The organism is Paraburkholderia sp. J69-1, assembly GCF_905220255.1.
Lineage (GTDB): Bacteria > Pseudomonadota > Gammaproteobacteria > Burkholderiales > Burkholderiaceae > Paraburkholderia.
Genome location: NZ_CAJMZG010000005.1, coordinates 314602 through 336843 on the forward strand (window position 1 = coordinate 314602; position 22242 = coordinate 336843).

Sequence of the window (22242 nt, forward strand, 5' to 3'; positions counted from 1 at the left end):
GCGAGGACACAAGACATGCTGAGCCCCGAAAAGAACCGATTGCTGACCGAGGTGGGACCGGGCACGCCGATGGGCGACTACCTGCGCAGCTACTGGCATCCGATTGCCGGCGTGGCGGAATTCGACGACAAGGCGGTGCGTCCGATTCGTCTCTTTGGCGAGGACCTCGTGCTGTTCAAGGACCTGAGCGGCACATTCGGGCTGGTGCAGCGGCGCTGTCCGCATCGCAATGCCGATCTCGCTTTTGGCTTCGTCGAACAGTGCGGGCTGCGTTGCGCGTATCACGGCTGGGAATTCGATGCGAGCGGGCAGTGCACGCATCAGCCGTTCGAGGAAATCGTCGATGTCGATGCGCGCCTGCGCCAGAAAACGAAGATCACCGCCTACGAGGTGCGCGCGAAGGCGGGCATGATCTGGGCATATATGGGCGCCGCGCCCGCGCCCGAATTGTCCGACTGGGAGCCGTTCAACTACGCGAACGGCTTCGCCCAGGTGGTGATGGCCGAGATTCCGTGCAACTGGTTCCAGTGCCAGGAAAACTCGATCGACCCGATCCATTTCGAGTGGACGCACAACAACTGGACCTCGCGCCAGCAGGACAGCCACGCCGAACACGTGCCCACGCATCTGCGCACGCAATACGAAGAGTTCGAGCATGGCTTCGTCTACAAGCGTCTGCGCGCACACGAAAACGAAGAGAACCCGATGTGGACCACGGGCCGCGTCACGCTCTGGCCGAATGGTTTCTATCTCGGGCATCACTTCGAATGGCGCGTGCCGATCGACGATGAAAACACGCTGAGCATTCTCTGGGTGCTCAACAAGGTGCCGAAGGAGCGCGAGCCCTACGTGCAGCAGCATATTCCCGCGTGGTACGGGCCGCTGCGCGACGAGCAGGGCGAGTGGATCACCACGCACGTGGCGAATCAGGATTTCGCCGCGTGGGTGGGACAGGGCACGATTACGGACCGCACCAAGGAAACGCTGGGCGCGAGCGATCGGGGCATCGTGATGCTGCGTCGACGCTTTTTCGAAGAGCTCGAAGCGGTGGCGGCGGGCAAGGCGCCGAAGGGGCTGATAACGGACCCGCAAGCGAACCGGAATGTGTATCTGCCGTCGGCGTGCCGCGACGAGATGATCAATGGGTTGACGCTGGAGGCGCTGGCCGCGCATCCGCTGCTGGGCGCGTATCTGCGCGACTTTATCGGCCAGTACGGCCAGCCGGAGGCGGTGCGCGAAGCGTATGAAGCCGCCATCGGCCAGAAGGTTCAGCGTGCGCGATTTTTCTCCGTGCATGGCGGGCGCGCGGCGCAAGACGATGCGAACAGCGAAGCGGCTTGAATGGGACGCACGGGGCACATGATGAATGACGCTATTCACGGCGCTGGCGCGAAAGCGCACTTGCAGCCGCACTTGCAGGCGCGCGTGCGCACGCTGCGCCATGAGGCGCAGCGCATTACGAGCATCGAACTGGTGCCCATCGAAGGCGAAGTCTTTCCGCCTTTCACGCCCGGCGCGCATCTCGATCTGCATTTGCCCAACGGCCTGACGCGCAGCTATTCGCTCGTGAACGCGCCGGAGGATCGCAACCGCTACGTGATTGGCGTCTTGCACGACGAAAAGAGTCGTGGCGGCTCGCGCTGGTTGCACGAGCAACTTCATTGCGGCGCGACGCTGCCGGTCAGCGCGCCGCGCAACAACTTCGCGCTCGACGAAGCGGCGGCATCGACCTTGCTGGTGGCGGGCGGTATCGGCGTGACGCCTATGTTGTGCATGTATCGCAAGCTGCGCGAGCGAGGGCGTGCGGTGCAGTTCGTGTATTGCGCGCGCAGCCGTGCTCAGGCCGCGTTTCTCGACGAACTGGCCGCGCTGGGCGGCGACGTGCTGCTGCATTTCGACGATGAGCACGACGGCCGGCCTTTCGATCTGGCGGCTTGCCTCGCGCGTCAGCCCAGGGACGTGCACGCGTATTGCTGCGGCCCAAGTGCGATGCTCGACGCGTTCCAGCGCGCGTGCGGGCAGGCGGGCATCGCGAACGTGCATATCGAGCGCTTCGCGGCGGCCGCGCCCGTCGAGAATGCGCAAAGCAGCGGATACACCGTGGAACTCGCGCGCAGCGGCCGGACGCTTTTTGTGCCGGCCGGCGAGGCCTTGCTCGACGTGCTGCTCGACGCCGATGTCGACGTCGAATATAGCTGTCGCGAAGGGCTGTGCGGCGCGTGTCAGACGCGCGTGTTAGGCGGCTGCGTGGATCACCGCGACAGCGTGCTCACGCAGTCCGAACGCGCCGCGAACGACGCGATGATGATCTGCGTGTCGGGGGCGCAGAACGGGACGCTGGTGCTGGATCTGGCGTGAGCTTCGCGAGGCGCGAACTAGACCACTGCGCCTTCCAGTTTCGCGGCCTCCTTTCTACGCTCCGCTGCGCAGGTTGGCATGACCACGGCCGTGCCTTCCACGACGACGAGGCCGTTCGCTTCGCAGCGCGTTTCCAGCACGACGCGCCGGCGGCCCGCAATGATCTCTTTGACCGTCACGATCGCGCACACGGTTTCCCCCAGTTTGACGGGACGCCGGAACTGCAGGTCCTGCGAGAGATAAATCGAACCGGGGCCTGGCAGGCGCGATGCAATCGCTGCTGAAATCACCGCAGCGGAGAGCATTCCATGCGCGATGCGCCCGCCGAAACGCGTTTGCTTCGCGTACTCCTCGTCGAGGTGTACAGGGTTCTGATCGCCCGAGGCGCTCGCGAACAGAAAGACGTCACGCTCGGACAGCGTTTTCGTGAAGCGGGCGCTCATGCCGGGCATCAGGTCTTCGAGGTCGTATCCACCAGCATCGTTCATCGTCAATTCCTCGGTTATTCGTACTGCGTAGTATTGAATGATCAAGCGATTGAAACAACGTTCGTAGCGTTAGATCGATTGCAATGCGGATTCTTCGTCCTCGTGTTCGGCAACGTCCGGGGCGGACGCAGGAAACAAGGGATCGGCGATGTGCAGCGCCGATTGCACCGCGAGTGCGCCCGCATGAGGCAGCGCCTGCAGGATCGCGCTCACGATCTCCTGCCGCGAAGCACCCAGCGCGAGCGCTTCCTGAACGTGTGCGGCGAGCGTCTCCGTGTCGGCGCTTCGCGAGAGGCAGGTCAGGCAGGCGATGTCGGTGAGATGCCGCGTCTTCGCGTGTGCAATGGATTCGAACGGCGAGGCGCTCATCTCCAGTTCTTTTAAGCAGCGTTCGATATCGGGTGAAATAGTCGCCGCGCTCGCAACGCTATCAGCCGATTGCGTTTTCGCGCTATCGAATACGTCGAGCGCCACGCGCGTCAACGGCAATACGATTGGCCAGCCGATGTAACCCGTGAGTTGAATCAGCACTTCGGTCAATTCCTCACGGCTCCAGCCAAGCTGCAGGCAGTCTTTCAAAAGGTGCCGCACTGTCGCCGGTTGATTGCCCTGCGCCATCACGATCGCAAGCGTTGCCAGCTGGCGTTCTTTCTGTGTCAGCGCCTGCGATGGTGCGTGGCCGGATACCAGCAAACGCGCAATCGACGATGCGTCGCGCAGATGGCGATACGTATCGTGTCCAACGGCGAGCCCGCGCTCGTGCAGCAGCATCAACACAAGCCGCACGCCGGCCATCGCCACCGGTGCGCCTGACCACGCGAGCGTATGCATGGCGGTTTCAAGCAGCGCTTCCGGCGTCCAGCCGGTATTCAACATGCCGCCCGCGTGATATTTGAGCGCGGATTCGGCATTGCCCATCGAAGTCAGGACTGCGACGGTAATCAGTTCGCGATATTTGAGTGACAGTCCGGGGCGCGCGATGATATCCGCATAAGCGCCTTCCACAAGTAATTTTTTGAAATCTGGATCGAGTTTGTCCAGTGCGGCGCTAAGGCTGTTGAAGCCTTCATCTCCAATCGCGCGGATCGTGGACATACCCAGTTCATGTTTCGATATTCGTTGTGCATGCATATAAATTCAATTCGAATGAACGCGGAAAGGAAAGACGCTCTGCATCATATTCGCGCGGGTGTTTGGCAATTCTGAACTTTTGTGAAGTTCGACCGGCTCGCGTTTCTTGCCGCCTAGAATCGTTTCCGAATCGCGCTGCTGATCATTGCCGCCGATGCCGTATGGATGGTCTGTCACATCAACGTAACCGGGAGAACGCATTGCTGAAGCTTCAACAAAAGGTCGCCCTCGTAACGGGTGGTAGTTCGGGTATCGGTCGGACCACGGCGTTGCTGTTTGCCAGAGAAGGTGCAAAGGTTGCGATTGCGTCGCGTCGCAAAGAGGAAGGCTTGGCCGTGGTCGAAGAAATTGGCCGCGCAGGCGGCGAAGCCATCTTCGTCAAAACCGACGTGTCGAAAGCCGAAGAGTGCGCCAATGCAGTCGAGCAGACCGTGCGCGCTTTCGGCAAGCTGGATATCGCTTTCAATAATGCAGGCGTCGAGCAATTCGGCAAGCCGGTTGCGCAAACCGATGAGGCAAGCTGGGATTTCGTCATGGATATCAACCTCAAGGGGATATTCCTTGCGATGAAATATGAAATTCCCGAGATGCTGAAAGCGGGCGGCGGCGCGATCGTCAATATGTCTTCCACTTACGGTCTTGTGGCTTCCGCATTCGGCGGCTGCGCTTATCACGCCTCGAAGGCGGGCATCATCGGCCTGACCAAAGCGGCCGCGCTCGAATATGCGAAGCAGAATATTCGTGTCAACGCGATCTGCCCGGCGTTCGTCGCGACGGCGATGGTCGAAAAGTTTCTCGATGAAACGCAGATGACCGACCAGATCAAGGCGTTTCATCCCGTGGGCCGTCTGGGTACGGAAGAGGAAATTGCACAGGGCGTGCTGTTTCTCGCCAGCAGCGCCGCGTCTTTCATGACCGGCACCGCCTTGTCGGTGGACGGCGGCATGATCGCGGCCTGATTCACGCGACATTCTCACCAGGTTCGTAGCGCGAGCGCTATGCCTCTCGAAGCAGATCAATTATGGATATCGATATGGATACCGAAGTATTTGATGTCGTCGTGCAAACCCATAGCGGGCAGCCCGAGTTGTTCGAGATCGGCCGTCCGGTGCCGCTGGGCGTCGTGCCCAGAAAAATGCATGCGTGGACGATTCGCCGCGAGAACCACGGCGAACCGCAAGGCGCGTTCACGAAGGAAGTCGTGCCGGTGCCGTCGATCGGCGCCAACGAGGTGCTGATCCTCGTGATGGCTGCGGGCGTCAATTACAACGGTGTGTGGGCGGCGTTGGGCCAGCCGTTTTCGGTGCTCGATCTGCATGACGATCCGTATCACATCACCGGTTCGGATGCCGCCGGCATCGTGTGGGCCGTGGGCGCGAATGTGCGCAAGTGGAAGGTGGGCGACGAGGTGGTCGCACATTGCTCGCAGGTCGATGGCGAAGACGAGGAGTGCAACGGCGGCGATCCCATGCTGTCGCCTTCGCAGCGCATCTGGGGTTACGAAACCACGCATGGTTCGTTCGCGCAATTTGCGCGCGTGCAGGCCACGCAATTGATGCCGCGCCCGAAGCATCTGACATGGGCGGCGAGCGCCTGCTACACGCTCACGCTCGCGACGGCGTTTCGCATGCTGTTCGGCCACAAGCCGCACGCCTTGTCGCCGGGCCAGTCGGTGCTCGTGTGGGGAGCGGCCGGCGGGCTCGGCACGATGGCGATCCAGCTTGCGGCGCTCGCGGGCGCGCGCCCCGTTGCGGTGGTCTCCGACGATTCGAAAGCCGACTTCGTCAAAAGCCTGGGCGCAGTCGGCGTGATCAATCGCTCGCATTTTTCGTGCTGGGGCGCACCGCCGCCGGTCGATGAAACGGCCGCTTATACGGCCTACATCGACAGCGTCAAAAAGTTCGGCAAGGCGATCTGGGAAGCGCTCGGCGAGAAGCGCGATGTCGATATGGTCTTCGAACATCCGGGGCGCAATACCTTTGCGCCGTCCTGTTATGTGGTGAAGCGCGGCGGCATGGTGGTGTTCTGCGCGGCGACGAGCGGCTACGACCTGACCTGCGATGCGCGCTATGTGTGGATGCGCCAGAAACGCATTCAGGGCAGCCATTTCGCGAGCCTCAAGGAAGCCGCGCAGGCGAACCGGCTGGTGATGAGCGGCAAGATCGATCCTTGTCTTTCGGAAGTGTTTCCGTGGAACCGTCTGCCCGAAGCACACGCGAAGATTCGCGCCAACCAGCATCTGCCGGGCAACATGGCCGTGCTGGTGCAGGCAAGCAGCAGCGACGATCTCGACGCGGCGCGTCACCACTAGACATGCAGAACTCTTCCAGCAGCGAGACCGCAATGGACCAGTCCAGCGTACCCTCCAGACGGGTCGCCATTATCGGCATGGCGTGCCGCTTTCCGGGCGGCGCCTCGTGCGCAGCCAGTTATTGGGACTTTCTCAATTCCGGGCGCAGCGCGATTCGCGAAACGCCGCGCGAGCGCTTCGATATCGACGCATTCTATTCGCCGGACCCGGACGAGCCGGGCACGACTTATTCGCGCGTCGCCGGTTATGTCGACGATCCCTTTTTCTTCGATCACACGTTTTTCCGCACCTCGGCGGCCGAAGCGGTGGAAATGGACCCGCAACAGCGCTGGATGCTGGAACTCGCGTGGTCTGCGCTCGAGAACGCGGGGCTTGCGCCGGGCCAGTTGCGCGGCAAGAACGTCGGCGTTTTCATGACGACCGGCGAGGCCGATTATGGCCGCCGCACCGTCTGGTCGGGCGATCCCGCCGGTATCACGACTTATTCGAAGCTCGGCAATCTGCGGGCGATGGCGCCGGGGCGCGTGGCGCATGTGCTGGGCTTGAGCGGGCCGGCGATCTATGTCGATACGACCTGCTCCTCGTCGCTCGTGGCCATTCATCTGGCGTCGCAAAGTCTGCTGGCGGGCGACTGCGATGTGGCGATCGCGGGCGGCGTGAACCTGATTCTCGGGCCCGAGGAAACCATCGGCGTCGCGCGGCTTCAGGCCATGTCGCCGTCGGGACAATGTCGCCCGTTCGACGCGCAGGCCGATGGCTATATTCGCGGCGAGGGCGGTGGTGCGATCGTCATGAAGCGGCTGGAGGATGCGCTGGCGCATGGCGAGCGCATCGACGCGGTGCTGGTCGGTTCCGCGCTCAATAGCGATGGTGCGAGCAACGGCCTCACCGCGCCCAACGGCGCGGCCCAGGAAGCGGTGATCCGTCGTGCGCTGGCCCGCGCGGGCGTGGCCGCGCAAACGATTGCGTATGTGGAGGCGCATGGCACAGGCACATCGCTTGGCGACCCCATCGAATTATCCGCACTCCGAAATGTCTATGCGCGCGATGTCGAGCGCGACAAGCCGATCCTCGTGGGTTCCGTGAAATCCCAGGTGGGTCATCTGGAGGGTGCCGCAGGCATGGCCGGTTTCATCAAGGCGATGCTGATTTTGCGTCATCGCCATGTGCCTGCGCAGGTGAACTTCACGACGCCGAATCCGCGCTTTCACTGGGAAGGCGCGCAACTGGAGGTCGCGCGCAAACGTACGGCGCTCGCCGAAGGCGCGACGCTGGTTGGGGTGAGCGGATTCGGCATCACGGGCACCAATGTGCATATGATTCTGGCGGCGCCTGATCCGGTGAATACAGCGGATAGCGCGGCAAATGTCGCGCGCGAGCGCGTGCTGACACTGTCGGCGCGCTCGCCGCAGGCACGCCAGCGACTCGCATCGGCATGGCGCGCCTGGCTTGCGAATACGTCCACGCCGTTGCGCGACGCTTGCCATACGGCGAGTGTGAGGCGCGATCATTTCGATCATCGCGTGGCGCTGGTCGGCACGACAAAAGACGATTTCATCGCGGGTCTCGACGCTTTTCTCGCGGCGAATCCCACCGGCCAATGGCACGCAGGCGAGCAGGCGCGCAAGCCGCGCCTGGCGTTTCTCGTGCCCGGGCAGGGCGCGTGGCAGCCCGGTGTGGGCGGCGATCTCTACAACGGCAATGGGTTTTTCCGCAAGCATGTGGACGCGTGCCTGCGCCACCTCGACGCCGAGACGGCGCGCGCCGTGCTCGATGCGATCCTTGGCCGCGATGCCGCTTCGGTACGCCATCATCCGGGCCAGCTCGCGCACTTCAGCGTTTGCTATGCGCTCGCGCGCACGTGGATGGATCTGGGCGTGCAGCCCGATCTGCTGATCGGGCATTCGCTCGGCGAGCATGTGGCGGCCGTGATCGGCGGCGTGATGTCGCTTGCGCATGGCATCAAGGCGGTCGAAGCACGTGGGCGCTTGTTCGATAGCGCGACGCCTGCTGGCGCGATGCTCGCCGTCGCGGCCAGCGCCGATGAACTGCGCGCACAGTTCGCGTTCGGCACGGACCTGTTCGTGGCAGGCATCAACGCGCCGGAGCAGACCGTCGTGAGCGGCACGCAGGCAGCGGTGGCGAAGGTGCAGGACGCGATGGTGGCGGCAGGCAAGCGCGTCTCGTTGCTCAAGACCTATGGAACGCCCGGCCATTCGCCGATGCTGCGTTCGATGCGCGAAGCCTTCCAGCAGGCGCTCGAATCCTTGACGTTCAAGCCGTGCGCCATCCCGATCGTCTCCACGCTGACGGGCGCGCTGGCGACCGGATCGATTGCCACTGTCGAACATTGGCTCGATCTGGTCGAGCAACCCGTGCGCTTTCACGAGGCCTTGCGCGCGGCGTGTGACGGCAAGACGCTCTTTATCGAAGTCGGCCCTGGCGCGGCGCTCGCGAGGCTCGCCCGCGCGAGTTCGGGCGGCGACTGGCAGTGTGCGATTTCATCGCTGGCAGACGGCCCGGAAGGCGACGAAGAAAGCGAAAACACCGGCTTTGCCCATGCCTGCGCGCATTTGTACGGCGCGGGTCAGACGATCGCGTGGAGCAAGCTTTACGGCAAGGCGCCACAACCTGCCGAAGCGCCAGGTTATTGCTTCGACGAAGTGCGATTCGAATTGCCGTTCCCGGATGTTGCGCGCCGCGTCGTGCAGCACTCGAATCCAATCGCGGCGAATAGCGATATGACGCAAGAGCCGCAGGCTGTAATTGCCGAAGCGAACACCGAAGCCTTGCTCGCTACACTGCGCACGATTGCCGCATCGGTAGCCGCGGATGGCGTGAACCTGACCGATGCGGATTCACTCGTCAGTCAGGGACTCGATTCGCTTGCGTTGACGGAATTGCGTGTGCGTCTGCATCAGCGCTTCGGCAAGATGCCGCCCATGTCGATGCTCGCGCGCGGCGCGTCGCTGGATTCATTGGCGGCGTGGTACGGCGCATCACGCGATGCAAGCGCGAACGAAGTGAAGAAAGTGCCTGAAACAATCGATGATCGCGCACTCGTCGTGACCTTGCGCGAGGGCCGTGGTCCGCTTGTTGCGCTCGTGCATCCGGTTGGCGGCGATGTGCTTTGCTACGAGGAACTGGCCGCCGCGTGGCCGGGCGACCCAACGATTATTGCGTTCCGGCATCCTTTTGCGGACCAGGATCGCCAACCTGCGTATCTCTCGATCGGACAACTCGCGGCGCGCTATCGGGCAGCGTTGCTCGCCAGTCACGGCAAGCAGCCCGATCTGCTCGGCGGCTGGTCGTTCGGCGGCATTGTCGCGCACGAAATGGCGGCGCAATGGGAGGCGCAGGGCAATGTCGCGCCGCCGCTGCTGATCGTCGATAGCCCGCTATTCGAAGGTGTTTTCGCAACGCGGCTGCGCCAGTTGGCAAGCGACTTCGAGACGCTGGACGACGCCCAGCTCATCGATCAATGGCTGGCCGATGAGCGCTTCGACGCCATGCTCGACCACGACTTTCATCTCGCCGAGGCGCGACGCCGCGCGCATCCGGCCACTTTTGCCCATCTCGCACGATTGCATGCGGCGAGTGCGGCGGCGCTGGCGCGTCATCGTCCGCGCCAGGTGGAGGCGCGCATCGAATACGCGCTTGCCGCGCGCAACGAGAGCGGCGCATCGGCCACCCACGCGGCGCAGCATTTGCGCGCGCTCACGCGCGGCGGCATCACCGTGAGCGTATTCGACGACGACCACAACTCGATCGTGCGCGAACCGGCAGTACGACGGCTCGCTGCTTTGCTGCGCTATGACGACGTTGCGCACGCAACATCTTTCTCCATCTGATCTCAAGGAACCGAACTCATGAGCGACCAACTTCACGCCGCAACCGCCAACGCGTCCAGGGTGACCGCGCAGTCGATCCTCGCCTGGATTCAGGAGTGGACCGAGGCGAACCAGCTTCAGGTGCCGACCGACCTCGACCAGACTTTCGCCGATGCCGGATTCGATTCGATGCATTCGGTCGAACTGGCGTTCTTCCTCGAAGAGCGCCTGAAGATCAAGATCGACGATACCGTGCTGTTCGACTATCCGACCTTTGCTTCGCTCGCCGATCATCTGGTTTCGCGCGTCCAGCCGGCCGCAGCCGACGAAGCCGAATCGGACGAAGCCGCTGCCGGAAGCTGGTAAGCGCGTCTGCGCCGGCGCCGGCGCGTCCTGGCTGGTCGCCCGGCGCAGCATCGATCATCATCGACTTTAATCGGAGTACTGAGGATGGCGGAAATCAACCGCGCTGGCATCTGGATGTCGCGCGTGGTGGGCTGCGGTTCGGCGCTGCCCGAGCGGCGCATGACGAATCTCGAGATCGCGCGCATGGTCGACACGACAGACGAGTGGATCACGCAACGCACGGGCATCAAGGAGCGGCGCATCGCAGCGCGCGGCGAGCTGACCTCCGATCTGGCGATTGGCGCAGCGAACGCGGCGCTCAGGCATGCCGGCATGCGTGGCGCCGATATCGACCTGATCGTCCTCGCGACCTGCACGCCCGATCGCACCATGCCATCCACGGCGGTGCGCGTGCAGGCCGCCATCGGTATGGGGGGCGGCGCGGCGTTCGATGTGCAGGCGGTGTGTTCGGGCTTCGTATTCGCGCTTTCGGTGGCCGACAACATGATCCGTCTGGGGCAGGCGCGCACGGCGCTCGTGATCGGTGCGGAAACCATGTCGCGGGTGGTCGACTGGCACGATCGCAATAGCTGCGTGCTGTTCGGCGACGGCGCGGGCGCGGTGATTCTGCGCGCCGAGCGTCATGCCGAAGGCACGCCGCGCGGCATTCTTTCCACGCACCTGCATTCGGACGGGCGGCATCAGGACAAGATCCACACGGACGGCGGCGTGTCGTCCACCCAGACCGCCGGCACGATGCATCTGGCCGGCCGCGAGGTGTTTCTGCATGCCGTGGTGAATCTCGCCGAGGCCTCGCAGGAAGCGCTCGCCGCGAATGGTTTGAGCCAGAGCGATCTCGATTGGGTCGTGCCGCATCAGGCAAACCAGCGCATCGTGCAGACCTTGAGCGACAAGCTGCATTTGCCGATGGAGAAAGTCGTGCTCACCGTCGATCATCACGGCAACACGTCGGCGGCGTCGATTCCGCTGGCGCTCAGCGAAGCCGTTGCCGATGGGCGCATCAAGGAAAACGATCTGGTGCTCACGCCGACCATGGGGTCCGGCTTCACCTGGGGCGCCGCGTTGATTCGCTGGTAGACAGGCGTCGGCATTCGCACGCGGCGGCGCGTGATTACGGGCTGCCGCGCATTGCCTGGGCGCTCGCAGAAGGACGCCCGTAACGCGCAATCAATTCGTTCACGCGGGTTTCGTCCTGCGGTTTGTCGATATAAAACCCCTGCACGTCGACGTCGCGCAGCGATTGGGCCCAGGCAAACTGCTCCTGCGTTTCGACACCGGCGAGCACGATCTGCTTTCCGTGGCCGTGCGCGAATTTGACGAGCATTTCGATCACGCGCGTGGCTTCGTTATCGGCGGGTACGTTCGCAAGATACGAACGGTCGAACTTGACGATATCGGCGGGCAGTTGTTGAAGCAGGGTCAATGAGTTATAGCCGCCGCCCAGATCGTCGAGCGCGACCCGCGTGCCGATAGCCTGAACCGCGCGAATGGCTTCCGCCAGGCCGTCCAGGCAATCCGGTTGAACCGCGCCCGTCAATTCGATATCGAGCCGCCCCGGCATGACCTCGCGTGCCGCGAAAATCGACTGGATGCGTTGCGGCAGATCGGCGCTCGCCAGCTCCGTTGCGCCAAGATTGATGGCCAGCGAGAGATCGCCGTGGCCGGAGCGTTGCCAGCGCTGCAGCGTGTCGGCGGCGCGCTCGATCAGCATGTCGGTAAAGCGGCGGGCCAGAATCGAATCTTCCACCAGGCTGATAAAACGCGCCGGGGCGAGAATGCCGTCATCGGGATGTCGCCATCGCATCAGGTATTCGAACCCCGAAAGCCGCTTCTCGTGCAGGCGCAGTATCGGCTGGGCGACGAAGAAAAACTCGCCGCGTGCGAGTCCAAGCTCGGCGTCGCTCAACAGGGATCGCGGCGGGCGTGGGCGTGTTTCGGGCGGCTCTTGCGCGCTGCCGGAAGGCGCCGTTTCAACGGCGGCCCGAATGGGGCGCCAGAACGAACTCAACCGTTGTTTGACCTGGACTCGCATAGACGGATGGCTGGCGTGGACTACGTCAACTCTTTCTTTTGCTGTGGGGAGTGTGGTGATGCGTAACGGGTATTGACCGCGGAGGCTAACACATCGGGCCTGTTGACAAAAGCGTTTTGCCTGAGTTGCGTGCGCAACGAATTGTCAATTGGGCGTTTTTATTATTGCGTATTTCCCGAATCTTTTTGCAGATTAAAATCGTTTTCAGGGAAATTTAATAACGCTGACTTAAAGGAAATTTCTGGAAATGTGTTTGGTTGTGCGCGCAAACGTATGAAGAATAGACAATTTGTTTCATTTTGTGACAAATGCTGACGCACGCTTAACTATTTGGATAATTCAGGCTCCCGCCACTGTCGTGCATTTGCGCGAGGCAATCCGCAGTCAAAGAGTCGAGATTTACCGGTGTCAGAATTTTGCTGCATTCGCCCATCAGGCGTTTCGCGGAACCCCGTCAGCGCATCGCGCGACTTCAGCGGTTTTTCGTTGCTCACACCCTGACATGAAAGGCCGGTTCTTCTTCGGTTCCCGTAACCGCTTTCGCGATGACTCAGGCTTGGCCGCGCGGGCCCAACCGGATCTATCCCGCGAATGGCCCGGACTCGTCCTCGCGCTGATCGTGGCGTGTTTTGCGCTTTCGTGTACGCACGCACTCCATCGCGCCGACCTCGCATTCCTCGATATTGCCTCGCGTTCCCTGCATCAGGTTGCGCCGCGACGCATTCTGGTCGTCGCCATCGACGATCAGACCGTGTCCGCGCTCGGCCGCTTGCCGCTTGCGCCCAGCGTGCACGCGCGTCTGCTCGACCGGCTGACCGATGACGGCGTTGCGGCCGTGGGCCTCGTGCCGTGGGGACGCGCCATAGGCAGCGCGTCCACGGCCGAGTTGCTGCCGCTCGTGGATGCCGTGCGGCGCAACGGCAAGGTGGTGATTCCGCTGCCCGCGCCTCACACCGACGGCGACAAACTCCTCGTGCGTGCAAGCTATGCGCGCGCTTTTACCGGTGCGCGTCAGGATAGCGACGGGATTTATCGCAGCGTGCAGCTCTGGTCTGGCGTGCAGCAGGCCGAGGGGCACATTGCCGCGCTCGTGCTGCGTGCTGCGGATGAAACCATGCCGATATGCAGTCGGGACGATAAGGCGAGTGAGCGCGCCGGGGGCCGAGGATGCGTGCGCTATGTGCCATTGGGCGCGGAGCCGTCGTTCGATAGCGTGTCGTATCTCGACGTGCTGCAAGGGCGCATTCCCGCCAGTTTTCTGCGCGGGCGGATCGTCCTGATCGGCGTGACGGCCAGCGGTTACGCCGAACGGCTTCCCACACCGCTGGTCGATGGCGCATCCCTGAGCGGCATCGAGTTCGTTGCGGAGGCAACCAATGCGCTGGCGACTTCCACGCTGGTCAGGCCCAGCCAATTCTGGCAGCAATTGCTATTCGATCTCGGCGTCGTGCCGCTCGTCTGCATCGCGCTTTATCTGCTGGGGCCGCGCTGGAGCTTGTGCGTTTCCGTCGCGCTGGCCTGCATGAATGCGCTTGTCGCCTTGCTGGCGATGCGGCTGGGGCACATGTTTCTCGCCCCGGCAGTGGGGTTCGTGACTTGCCTGATCGCGTGGCCGTTATGGGCGTGGCGGCGTCAGGAGGCGCTGCTGAGCTATCTGTCGCGCGAGACCGCGAGATCGCTGCGCGAATCCACGGCGCCGTCGGGATCGACGCGTATCCGGCGCTTCGTCGATCCGATCCAGCATCGCCTGGAGGTCGTGACGTCGCTGGTCGAACGCGTGCATCGTTATCGCGAGCTGGTGGCGGACTGGGTCGACACGCTGCCCGAGGCCACGCTCGTGGCCGATTATGCGGGCACCGTGCTGCTGGCTAACGCGCAGGTGATTGCATTGTCCATGCGCCCGGACGGCAACGGCGCGACATCCTCGCCGACGGGCCGTCAGGCCGCCGATGTGCTGTTCGAGATCACGTCATCGCATCGTGCCGTCGATTTCGTCGAGCAGGCGCTATCGCTGCTCGAAATGCAATACGCGGGCCGAACCCTGCCGGTGAGCGCCACAAGTCTGCTTTCGCAAGGCATCGAGATTACGAGTGCGCGCGACGGGCGGTCGTTGCTGCTCAAATGCGCGATGATACGCCCGGGTGCGGAACGCGGCAGCGCGCTGATTTTCTATGTCACCGATCTGTCTTCGATCCGCCGCGCGGAACGGCAGCGGGATATGGCGTTGCGTTTTATGTCACACGACATGCGTTCGCCGCAAGCCGCCTTGCTCGCGCTCGTCGAGCAGATGCGGCAAGACCCGCCGCGTCTGACGCAGCGGCAGTTTGTCGAACTCGTCGAGCACTATGCGACCACGGCGCTGAGTCTGTCCGACGATTTTCTGTTTCTCGCGCGCGCCGAATCGGTGGCGCCGAATTTGAGCCGGGTGGACCCGGCGTTGGCCTTGGGCGATGCCGTCGACGACTTCTGGCCGCAGGCCAGCGCCAAATCGATCGATGTGAATCTGATCGCGGAACCCGGCGTCAATACGATTGCCGATCCCCAGCTTTTGCGGCGCGCGTTCGGCAATCTGATCGGCAATGCCATCAAGTACAGCCCGCCTTCATCGGCGATTCGCGTGCGCTTATCGGTGACGCGCAATCATTTCAAGGTCTCGGTGGTCGATCAGGGACCGGGCATTGCAGAACCCGATATGCGGCGCTTATTTCTTGAATTCGGCCAGCTCGAAAGCTCGCGGTCCTGGTCCGGTCATGGCCTGGGGCTTGCGTTCGTCAAATCGGTGGTCGATGCATTGGGCGGGCGGGTTTTTGTGCGTTCGGCCGTGGGGCGGGGGACGGTATTTACGGTTCGCCTGCCGAGGCTCGGATAGATTTTCTATGACCGGAACCGGATGTCTGGAATTAAAAGCATGCATATTCTGATTGTCGAAGACGACCCCGTTCAGGCTCAGGCCGTAGCGGGCGTATTGTCGCGGCATAGCTTCAGCGTGAGTGTCGTGAACGACGGCGAAGCGGCGATCCGCTTTTTGCAGGCCGAGACGGTCGATGCCGTCGTGCTCGACTGGCATTTGCCAGGCATGAGCGGCATCGAGGTCCTGAAATGGATACGCGAAGGTATTGGCGAGAAATATGGCGTTCTGTTTCTGACCAGCCGGGTTCAGGAACTCGATGTGGTGCACGCGCTGGAAGCTGGCGCCGACGATTACATCGCCAAGCCTTTCCGTTCCGATGAACTGGTCGCGCGCGTTCATGCGCTGGTGCGCCGCCTGGTGCGCAATGCGGGCGACAAGGCCATCAGGGCCGGCGAATACGTGCTGGATGCACAGGCCAGAACGATTACGCTTCGTGATGCCGATATCGTGTTGACCACCAAGGAATTTCAGCTCGTTGCGACGCTGTTCAATAACCTCGGGAAAATCCTGTCACGCGAGTTGCTTGCACTGACTGCGTGGGGGCGCGAACTCGGCGCCGAATCGCGATCGCTCGACACCCATATCTACCGCATCCGGCGCAAACTGAAACTGCATCCGGAGAACGGATTGCGGCTGACTTCGGTCTATACGGCGGGATATCGTCTGGAACCGGTCGCGCAATCTGTTTCGGATGCCTGATTGATTGCCGGTGCGCTACGAAGAAAGAAAAAGCGGCCGGCGCTCGATGTGCCGGCCGTAAATGACGCAGCGACGGGGTTCGCTACGCCAGGAGAACGTGCTTCAAAGAAACTGACTACCTATGCGCCGCGATGAAGCGCGCGGCTAGAGACATTCGCCCACGATAACCTTGCCCGCAGCGAAACCCGGTTCGGCCGCGACCATTTCGTCGAGCCGGTATCCAACGGTGTAAACCGAGGACAGACGCAGACGGTTTTCCGGGCGTAATTTCAACTTCTGGCGAATGCGATAGACATGCGTATCCAGCGAACGCGAATCCATTTCACGGCCCCAGGCGGTCTTCGCCAGCATGTCGCGCGACATGATCTTGCCGAGGTTATTGAACAGCGCGGCCGCCACGTCATATTCCTTCGGCGTGAAGTCGATCGGTTTGCCATGTAGCGACACGGTTCGGCCTTGCCGGTCCAGCACATATTCACCGGCCTTGAGCAGGCTTTGCGGCGTACTGTTGCGCGCGGCCCGGCGCGTTAGCGCCTTCATGCGCGCCGCCAGTTCGTCCGGCCGGAACGGCTTGGTGAGATAGTCGTCCGCGCCCGCGTCGAGCGCGCTGACGACATCGCATTCCTCCACGCGGCTCGTCAGCAGCAGCACACCATACGTCCCGCCTACGCCGTCCCTGATCCAGTGCAACACGTCGATTCCCGACATTTTCGGCAGATGCCAGTCGAGCACGACCGCGTCGATAGGCTGGACGCGCAATGCCCGGATCGCGCTTTCGCCATCCCGCGCGAAGTGCACGTGATAGCCGAGCCGCGACAGGACGCCTGCCACGCCTTCCGCCTGAACGGGATCGTCCTCGACAACCAGAATGTGCACTGAGTCATCTCCTTTACGCGACGCCAAACACACGGGACAGGATCTTATTGGCGGGGAGAAGAATCGTTTGTGAACAATTGTGAACTTCGATGTGATATTGCATGAAGAAAATGCGGATTGATGTATTTGCCGCATTGCATGGTGATGCTTTCAGTTTCGGATAAGCCTTTTCCACAGCCACTTCGACGTTGGTTTTCAGCGCTTTTCAGAATCAACGGAGCGATTTCAAAAACTTTCCAGATATTTGTGATTTCCTGACGACAGTACGTCGTTGCACAGTTGGGAGGAATACGCTATCTGCAGGCGAATAGCGCATTTCAGGCCGCGTAAACAAGGCAGTTTCGCTTTCCCTTCTTGCGTATTCAATACGCATCGCAAGTGAATCCAGTCACGCTGAATCCTTCCAAAAAGTGACAAAAGTTCAGTTTTCCTTTCGTGGCGAAGCCAATATTATTCGTCGATGAAAGATCTCGTAGGAATTGGAAACAAGCTCGTCGCCCGGTTTAATCATTCCAGACGCAAATTACGCCGACGACGATTTCACGCGCCTCAAGCGCCGACGTCATAAGAATTTCCACACCGCACGCTCTCGGTAGGTTGACCAATACGAACGAACAGCGCGCACGAATCAATCGATGCGCGGCAGAGCGTTCATTGCGGATTTCATTGAATAGTAATCCGAATCAGTTTTTTCTAAATCAATCAGAAGCCGACAACCCGGAGTGGGCCCTCATGGCTGGCAAATTCAAGAATAAATTGCATTTAAATCGCAAAGGGAACGCTGACTCGCTGAAGCTGCGTCCGATTGTTTCTGTTCTCAGTCTTGTTCTCGCGAGCCTGCCGGTAGCGGCGATGGCGCAGTCAAGCGGTTCTGCCGTCGTGAGCGGCGTCACGGGCTCTGGCTGCGCGACGAGTACGGCTGCCGTCGATGGAACCGCCGTCGGCTGCGACGCCAATGCAACCGGTCAGGGTGGTACCGCGCTGGGCTATTTCACTTCCGCTGGTATCAACGATACGGCGGTCGGTGAACATGCGACCGCCTCCGGTGGCGCCAGCACGGCAATCGGCGGCGGATCGATTACAACCGGGATTCGTTCGACTGCAGTGGGCGCGAGTTCCACCGCATCGTCGGCGAATTCGACTGCATTGGGTTGGGACGCGATCGCAACCGGAGACCACGCGACGGCCTTGAGCTCGCAGTCTTCCGCGGCAGGCTCCTACTCGATCGTGATCGGCAACCAGGCGGTTTCGACATCGACCGCGGATGCCGGCACGGCCATCGGCTCCGGCGCGTCGGTTAGCGGTGCCTCGGCGGTCGCTATCGGCGTCAACAGCGGTGCGTCCGGCACCGGCGCGGTCGCGATCGGCTGGGGCGGTACGTCAGGTGTGCCGGGTTCCGGCACGCAGGCGAGCGGCAACAACGCCGTGGCGCTCGGCGCCAACGATGTAGCCAGCGGGGCGAACGCGCAGGCTTACGGCGTCAGCTCGACGGCGAGCGCGGATAGCGCGATCGCCATGGGTAACGGCGCCGTGGCGTCGGCGCAATACGGCATCGCGATGGGCAATGCAGCGCAGGCCACAGGCGTCTCCACGACCGCGCTCGGCGCGGGTGCTCAGGCCACCGCGCTCAATGCGACGTCGCTCGGTATCAATTCGATCGCTACGGGCACCGGCAGCACGGCGCTGGGCGGCACCGCCACGGCGAGCGGCACGCTGGCGTCGGCGTTCGGCTACGGCGCGGTTGCGGCTGCGGCAGGCGCGACCGCGATGGGCCCGTCGGCGCAGGCACTCGCATCGATGACGGTGGCATTCGGCGATAACGCCATCGTGGTCGCCGCCGCCGGAACCGGCTCGATCGCCGGTGGACACGATTCGCAGGTGACGAGCGGCACGGGCGCGATCGCGCTGGGCGAAGGTCAGACGGCCAGCGGCAATGGCGCCGTGGCGATCGGCGATCCGAACACCGCAACGGGCGACGGCGCGGTGGCGGTTGGCGCGAATAACACCGCGACCGGGCAGGGCGCGGTGGCCATCGGCAATAGCGCGGTCGCGAACGGTATCGGTGCGGTCGCGCTCGGCAATGCGTCGCAGGCCAATGCGGCGGGCGGCGTGGCGATCGGCAATGGCGCGGTGGTGCAGAGCGCGGCGACCAATGGCATCGCGCTTGGTACGAACGCGGTGGCTACGAATGCATCGGATGTCGCGCTGGGTTCGAACTCGACGACGGCTGCACCGCATACGGGCACGTTCGATCTCACGGGCGGCACGGCAGCGGCTACTGCGCCGACTTCGGTTGTATCGGTCGGCGCGGCGGGCTCGGAGCGTCAGATTCAAAACGTGGCGGCGGGCGTGGTTTCAGCCACCTCGACCGATGCGATCAACGGCTCGCAGTTGTACTCGGTGGCGAGCGCATCGAACGCAACGGGTTCGACGGTTGCGGCGGCGCTTGGCGGCGGCTCGACCTACACCGCGGGCAGCGGCGTTTCGGCGCCTAGTTACACGATTCAGGGCTCGACGTACAACAATGTCGGCGATGCATTCGACGGCGTCGATACCAGCCTGACCAACATCGAAAACGAAATCGGCAGCGTGGTCAACGGCGGCGGCATCAAGTACTTCCACGCAAACTCGACGCTCGCGGACAGCCAGGCCACCGGCACCGATAGCGTGGCGATTGGACCGCTCGCCGTGTCGACGGGTGCAAGCAGCCTCGCGGCAGGCAATGGCGCGCAGGCCAGCGCTGACAACGCGACGAGCCTCGGTGCGCAGACGACGGTATCGGTTGCAGACGGCGTCGCGCTCGGCGCGGGTTCCGTCTCCGATCGCGCCGTGCTCTCGGGCATCGGTTCGATCACGGCGGGCAGCGCCGCGATTCCGTACAACACCTCGGATCGCACCTTGCTCGGCGCGGTCTCGGTGGGCGATGCGGCGACCAGTACCTATCGCCAGATCACCAACGTGGCGGACGGCACGCAGGCGCAGGACGCCGTCACGGTGCGCCAGTTGAGCGGCGCGCTGCAGGCGTTCGCGACCACCACCACGATGTACTTCCACGCCAACTCCACGGCGGCGGATTCGCTCGCCGTGGGCGATCAGTCGGTGGCGGTCGGCCCGACCACCGTGGTCAATGGCGACAGCGGCGTGGGGATCGGCAACGGTGCGATCGTCGATTCGACCGCGCCTGGCGGCATCGCCATCGGCGAGAAGTCGGAGTCGGCGCAGGCCGATGCGCTGGCGCTGGGCAGCGGCGCGACCGCCGGCGGCGCGCAGTCGATTGCGCAAGGCGCGAACGCGCTGGCGACCAGTGCGGCCGGCATCGCGCTCGGTTCGGGCGCGCAAAGCACGGCGCTCAACGCGGTGGCGATCGGCGCAGGCGCGCAGTCGACCTATGCGAACAGCGTGGCGATTGGCGCGGGCTCGGTCACGACGGTCGGCGCGCTCAGCAGCTACATCGGCTATGGCCTGAGTTCGCCGGGCTCGTCGGTGGGTGAAGTGAACGTGGGCAACCGCCAGATCACGGGCGTTGCAGCGGGCGTGGCGGCAACGGATGCGGTCAACGTGAGCCAGTTGCAGGCCGTCAACGAGGAATTGCAGACACTCATCAGCAATCAGGCCGGGAATCAGACATCCAATCAGACCTCGAACAGCGGCACGTTCCCGTCGAACACCAGCAGCACGGCGAACACGGCGGCGGCGACCGGTTCGAATTCGTCGGCGGGCGGTTCGGGCGCGGTGGCGTCGGGGGCGAACAGCACGGCGGTCGGCACGTCTTCGACTGCATCGGGCGTCAGCTCGACGGTGATCGGCTCGGGCGCGACGTCGACGGGGACCAACTCGGTCGCGATCGGCGCGGGCAGTACGGACGATGGCCGCTCGAATGTCGTGTCGATGGGCAGCGCCGATACGCCGCGCCAGGTGACGAACGTGGCCGCCGGCACCGCGCCCACCGATGCGGTCAACGTGCAGCAGCTCAACAGCGCGGTCTCGCAGGCCAACAACTACACCGACGGCCAGATCCAGCAACTGCGTCACGACGCCGACGCAGGCACGGCCGCGGCGATGGCGGTCGCGGGACTGCCGCAGCCATCGGGTCCGGGCAAGAGCATGGTCGCGATTGCGGGCAGTTACTACCACGGGCAGTCGGGGCAGGCGATCGGCATTTCGACGATCTCGGAGAACAACCACTGGATCTACAAGGCCGCGGTGACGACCAATACGCGCAGCTATTACGGCGCGGTGGTCGGTGCCGGCTATCAGTGGTAAGGCGATCCGTCTGACTTTCAACCGGCCTTGTCGTGGCGCGCGGCGCGCGAGTCGTTGCGACTCGCTACGGCAAGCCGGTTTTCCATCATGAGTGGTATAGGGCCATGAAACTGACCATGAAAAAAACGTCGATTGCCGTTTCGTTCGTCGCTGTGATGACGAGCGTTGTTCTGCAAGGCTGCGCGTCGCCGTACAATCCGCCGCGCTTTCCCGATCAGCAGTCCGCGTCGCCCGCGGGCGGCACCTTTGTCAACGTGGAGAATCTGCGCAATATCGGTGTCGGGCTGAACAAGGATCAGGTGCGCGATCTGATCGGACCGCCGCATTTCAACGAATGGTTCGTCGGCAATCACGTCTGGAATTATCTGTTCGATTTCCGGCGCGGCGGCGAGATCGTGTCGTGCCAGTATCAGGTGCAGTTCGATCGCCATATGCAGGTGAGCGGCACGTTCTGGCGCGATCCGTCATGCGCGGCATTGATGCAGGCCGCGGCTACCGGGCCGGTTGCGCCCGCGACAGCGCAGCAGAAGGGCGCGACCGTCGATGAATTCTCGCTGCAAACCGATGCGTTGTTCGCGTTCGGCAAATCGGATATCGCGGCGCTTCAACCCGAAGGACGCCAGGCGCTCGATGGCGCCGTCGCGCGCATCGAACATCATGAGGCGGTGAGCGAAGTGACGGTGGTGGGGCACACGGATCGTATCGGCTCCGATGCGATCAACCAGCGTCTGTCGCTCGCGCGTGCGAATACGGTGCGCGATTATCTGGTTGCGCATGGCATCGACGCACACGTGATCCATACCGAGGGCGTGGGCGCGAGCCAGCCGGTCACGCATTGCCCAGCGGGCGAGAGCGGCGCGATGATTGCATGCCTCAAGCCGGACCGACGCGTGACGATCGGCGTATCGGCACAACGTTAATACGCTTTGGGAAACTAACTATTGTGAAGGCTGGCGATTGTGTTTTGCCGCGTCAGC

Annotated in this window: 15 protein-coding genes; 11 read left to right on the top strand and 4 right to left on the bottom strand. The window is 62.9% G+C overall.

Features of this window, described 5'->3' with window-relative positions; translation table 11 throughout:
* Positions 1-15 precede the first annotated feature (15 nt).
* Entirely contained in the window at positions 16-1341 is a 1326-nt protein-coding gene (locus U5A67_RS11665; RefSeq protein WP_321814128.1) for an aromatic ring-hydroxylating dioxygenase subunit alpha, read from the top strand.
* Positions 1342-1362: 21 nt separating this feature from the next.
* Entirely contained in the window at positions 1363-2358 is a 996-nt protein-coding gene (locus tag U5A67_RS11670) for a PDR/VanB family oxidoreductase (RefSeq protein ID WP_321814220.1), read from the top strand.
* A gap of 17 nt (positions 2359-2375) precedes the next feature.
* On the opposite strand, the gene U5A67_RS11675 is transcribed toward U5A67_RS11670, so the two are convergent.
* Both U5A67_RS11675 and U5A67_RS11680 read right to left on the bottom strand, forming a co-directional pair.
* Positions 2376-2846 carry a MaoC family dehydratase gene (locus tag U5A67_RS11675; protein WP_205982161.1) on the bottom strand — a complete coding sequence of 157 codons (471 nt, stop codon included), beginning with the start codon at positions 2844-2846 and terminating at the stop codon, positions 2376-2378.
* 69 nt (positions 2847-2915) lie between these two features.
* The gene (locus U5A67_RS11680) at positions 2916-3941 is read right to left on the bottom strand and encodes a carboxymuconolactone decarboxylase family protein (RefSeq protein ID WP_321814129.1); all 1026 of its coding nucleotides are present in this window, start codon (positions 3939-3941) and stop codon (positions 2916-2918) included.
* A 26-nt stretch (positions 3942-3967) separates the two neighbouring features.
* Here U5A67_RS11680 and U5A67_RS11685 point away from each other — a divergent pair, with 26 nt between their 5' ends.
* The 5 genes from U5A67_RS11685 (at position 3968) to U5A67_RS11705 (ending at position 11561) form a co-directional block, all read left to right on the top strand.
* Positions 3968-4936 (top strand): glucose 1-dehydrogenase, encoded by a 969-nt coding sequence (locus U5A67_RS11685; RefSeq protein ID WP_321814130.1) that lies wholly within the window; start codon positions 3968-3970, stop codon positions 4934-4936.
* Positions 4937-5010: 74 nt separating this feature from the next.
* Positions 5011-6288 (top strand): crotonyl-CoA carboxylase/reductase, encoded by a 1278-nt coding sequence (ccrA, locus tag U5A67_RS11690; RefSeq protein WP_321814131.1) that lies wholly within the window; start codon positions 5011-5013, stop codon positions 6286-6288.
* Between the two features lie 32 nt (positions 6289-6320).
* Entirely contained in the window at positions 6321-10139 is a 3819-nt protein-coding gene (locus tag U5A67_RS11695; RefSeq protein WP_321814132.1) for a type I polyketide synthase, read from the top strand.
* A gap of 18 nt (positions 10140-10157) precedes the next feature.
* Positions 10158-10484, top strand: coding sequence for an acyl carrier protein (locus U5A67_RS11700; RefSeq protein ID WP_205982165.1), 327 nt, complete (start codon positions 10158-10160; stop codon positions 10482-10484).
* Positions 10485-10568: 84 nt separating this feature from the next.
* The gene (locus U5A67_RS11705; protein ID WP_415767814.1) at positions 10569-11561 is read left to right on the top strand and encodes a beta-ketoacyl-ACP synthase III; all 993 of its coding nucleotides are present in this window, start codon (positions 10569-10571) and stop codon (positions 11559-11561) included.
* A 34-nt stretch (positions 11562-11595) separates the two neighbouring features.
* Here the strand turns inward: U5A67_RS11705 and U5A67_RS11710 are convergent, their stop codons facing one another.
* Entirely contained in the window at positions 11596-12390 is a 795-nt protein-coding gene (locus U5A67_RS11710; protein WP_321814133.1) for an EAL domain-containing protein, read from the bottom strand.
* A 682-nt stretch (positions 12391-13072) separates the two neighbouring features.
* Here U5A67_RS11710 and U5A67_RS11715 point away from each other — a divergent pair.
* Together U5A67_RS11715 and U5A67_RS11720 are read left to right on the top strand one after the other, a co-directional pair.
* Positions 13073-15385, top strand: coding sequence for a CHASE2 domain-containing protein (locus U5A67_RS11715; protein WP_321814134.1), 2313 nt, complete (start codon positions 13073-13075; stop codon positions 15383-15385).
* Positions 15386-15424: 39 nt separating this feature from the next.
* Positions 15425-16126, top strand: coding sequence for a response regulator transcription factor (locus U5A67_RS11720; protein ID WP_321814135.1), 702 nt, complete (start codon positions 15425-15427; stop codon positions 16124-16126).
* Between the two features lie 144 nt (positions 16127-16270).
* Here the strand turns inward: U5A67_RS11720 and U5A67_RS11725 are convergent, their stop codons facing one another.
* Entirely contained in the window at positions 16271-17002 is a 732-nt protein-coding gene (locus tag U5A67_RS11725; RefSeq protein ID WP_205982170.1) for a response regulator transcription factor, read from the bottom strand.
* A gap of 852 nt (positions 17003-17854) precedes the next feature.
* Here U5A67_RS11725 and U5A67_RS11730 point away from each other — a divergent pair.
* Together U5A67_RS11730 and U5A67_RS11735 are read left to right on the top strand one after the other, a co-directional pair.
* Positions 17855-21265, top strand: a complete 3411-nt coding sequence (locus U5A67_RS11730) for a YadA family autotransporter adhesin (RefSeq protein ID WP_321814136.1) — start codon at positions 17855-17857, stop codon at positions 21263-21265.
* 116 nt (positions 21266-21381) lie between these two features.
* Positions 21382-22185: an OmpA family protein gene (locus tag U5A67_RS11735; RefSeq protein WP_321814137.1), complete on the top strand. Its 804-nt coding sequence runs from the start codon at positions 21382-21384 to the stop codon at positions 22183-22185.
* Positions 22186-22242: the final 57 nt, after the last annotated feature.

What these genes read in the sequence shown, in the direction of transcription:
- ccrA (WP_321814131.1), top strand. Translation starts at nt 5,011, where the DNA reads ATGGATACCGAAGTATTTGATGTCGTCGTGCAAACCCATAGCGGGCAG.
- U5A67_RS11735 (WP_321814137.1), top strand. Translation starts at nt 21,382, where the DNA reads ATGAAAAAAACGTCGATTGCCGTTTCGTTCGTCGCTGTGATGACGAGC.
- U5A67_RS11670 (WP_321814220.1), top strand. Translation starts at nt 1,363, where the DNA reads ATGAATGACGCTATTCACGGCGCTGGCGCGAAAGCGCACTTGCAGCCG.
- U5A67_RS11720 (WP_321814135.1), top strand. Translation starts at nt 15,425, where the DNA reads ATGCATATTCTGATTGTCGAAGACGACCCCGTTCAGGCTCAGGCCGTA.
- U5A67_RS11700 (WP_205982165.1), top strand. Translation starts at nt 10,158, where the DNA reads ATGAGCGACCAACTTCACGCCGCAACCGCCAACGCGTCCAGGGTGACC.
- U5A67_RS11675 (WP_205982161.1), bottom strand. Translation starts at nt 2,846, where the DNA reads ATGAACGATGCTGGTGGATACGACCTCGAAGACCTGATGCCCGGCATG.
- U5A67_RS11680 (WP_321814129.1), bottom strand. Translation starts at nt 3,941, where the DNA reads ATGTCCACGATCCGCGCGATTGGAGATGAAGGCTTCAACAGCCTTAGC.
- U5A67_RS11730 (WP_321814136.1), top strand. Translation starts at nt 17,855, where the DNA reads ATGGCGCAGTCAAGCGGTTCTGCCGTCGTGAGCGGCGTCACGGGCTCT.
- U5A67_RS11665 (WP_321814128.1), top strand. Translation starts at nt 16, where the DNA reads ATGCTGAGCCCCGAAAAGAACCGATTGCTGACCGAGGTGGGACCGGGC.
- U5A67_RS11705 (WP_415767814.1), top strand. Translation starts at nt 10,569, where the DNA reads ATGGCGGAAATCAACCGCGCTGGCATCTGGATGTCGCGCGTGGTGGGC.
- U5A67_RS11695 (WP_321814132.1), top strand. Translation starts at nt 6,321, where the DNA reads ATGGACCAGTCCAGCGTACCCTCCAGACGGGTCGCCATTATCGGCATG.